This is a genomic window from Gandjariella thermophila, from assembly GCF_005405885.1.
In the GTDB taxonomy this organism is placed as follows: Bacteria; Actinomycetota; Actinomycetes; order Mycobacteriales; family Pseudonocardiaceae; genus Gandjariella; species Gandjariella thermophila.
This window is the reverse complement of sequence record NZ_BJFL01000114.1, coordinates 1-1,473: the sequence shown is the minus strand read 5'-3', so window position 1 is coordinate 1,473 and position 1,473 is coordinate 1. Positions and strand designations below refer to the sequence as shown.

Genomic DNA, 1,473 nt, shown 5'->3' with positions numbered 1-1,473 from the left:
GTTGCCGGTGGGCACATCGGTTCCGTCGACCAGGACGAGTCGGCCGCGGATCGCCTCTTCGAGGTTCGGAACGTGCAGGCACAACGCCTGCCCGATCAGCGGAAGTATGGATCGATAAACTCTTGATACGGTCGACTGGCTGACTCCGAACAGGTCGCCCACAGCCGCCTGGTTCAGATTCTGCCGGACGTATACCAAGGTGAGTACGACAGCGCGATACAGTCCCACCACCGGAGGCCAGACTTGCTTTTTATTACAGGAGACGATCTGCCAAATGCGAGCAACAAGCTCCTCGATCTGGTCGGCAGCAAGTCCTGTAGTAGACTGGTAACGCAACGGCCCCGCCTGTAAGTCGTGTTCTGTGGTAGGAAAACGATCTTACCTGATCGGGGTCGTTGCCCTACTTTGAGGTGATCAAGCCGGCCTGAATAACGCTCGGTGAGACTCTCCAGTTTTTCTCATATTCAACGAGCGTCTTCGCCGACGAGCGCGGAACGCTCGTACCGCAGGTGTTCGGGTACCCGCGCATCGAGGGTGCGCACGACGTCTCCAATACGGCCGAAAAGCGTGGGATCGGCCGGCACGACGCAGCCGCCGCGGCCGAAGACGACACGGCAGCGGGACCCCTACTTGCCGCAAAATCTATGATCGACCGTAATCGCCCCGCAACTCTTCGATAACGTCCTTTTTCTTCGGCGTTTCCTCGCTTAGCACAATCAGTTGCTCTCCCGAACCATACTCTCGCCATAGAGACGGCGCCAAGATAACCGCCTCCGGGTACTTTCGCCGCGCCAGACGATGAGAAATGTCGGCGCTGACTACGCGAGTCAACACGCTGTCGTCAAGCGGCACATCCCATGACCAACCTGCGCATTCGTCGACCGCAATGATGGTGCCAGATCGAGAAAGAGAGACAACCTCATCAGGTTCAAGCCATCCGGTGACTTCGCGCCACGATCTGCCGTCGGGACCAATCAGCACCTTGCCACCTTCGCGATATTTCGGTTCCATCACCCCACCCCTTTCCATATATCCGGAGCGTTATTCAGGCCGGCTTGATCACCTCAAAGTAGGGCAACGACCCCGATCAGGTAAGATCGTTTTCCTACCACAGAACACGACTTACAGGCGGGGCCGTTGCGTTACCAGTCTACTACAGGACTTGCTGCCGACCAGATCGAGGAGCTTGTTGCTCGCATTTGGCAGATCGTCTCCTGTAATAAAAAGCAAGTCTGGCCTCCGGTGGTGGGACTGTATCGCGCTGTCGTACTCACCTTGGTATACGTCCGGCAGAATCTGAACCAGGCGGCTGTGGGCGACCTGTTCGGAGTCAGCCAGTCGACCGTATCAAGAGTTTATCGATCCATACTTCCGCTGATCGGGCAGGCGTTGTGCCTGCACGTTCCGAACCTCGAAGAGGCGATCCGCGGCCGACTCGTCCTGGTCGACGGAACCGATGTGCCCACCGGCAAC

Annotated in this window: 3 protein-coding genes; 1 reads left to right on the top strand and 2 read right to left on the bottom strand. The window is 57.8% G+C overall.

All coding sequences use genetic code 11. The features are described 5' to 3' along the window. Positions 1–336: helix-turn-helix domain-containing protein (locus FFT21_RS28505; protein ID WP_137816981.1), on the bottom strand; the 336-nt coding region annotated here is incomplete at its 3' end. 306 nt (positions 337–642) lie between these two features. Continuing rightward, positions 643–1,011 (bottom strand): hypothetical protein, encoded by a 369-nt coding sequence (locus FFT21_RS28500; protein ID WP_137816982.1) that lies wholly within the window; start codon positions 1,009–1,011, stop codon positions 643–645. Positions 1,012–1,137: 126 nt separating this feature from the next. Here FFT21_RS28500 and FFT21_RS28495 point away from each other — a divergent pair. Continuing rightward, positions 1,138–1,473, top strand: a 336-nt coding sequence (locus FFT21_RS28495) for a helix-turn-helix domain-containing protein (RefSeq protein ID WP_137816981.1), incomplete at its 3' end; no start/stop codon positions are given.

Excerpts from the sequence above, each read along its gene's own strand:
- FFT21_RS28500 (WP_137816982.1), bottom strand. The coding sequence starts at position 1,011 with ATGGAACCGAAATATCGCGAAGGTGGCAAGGTGCTGATTGGTCCCGAC.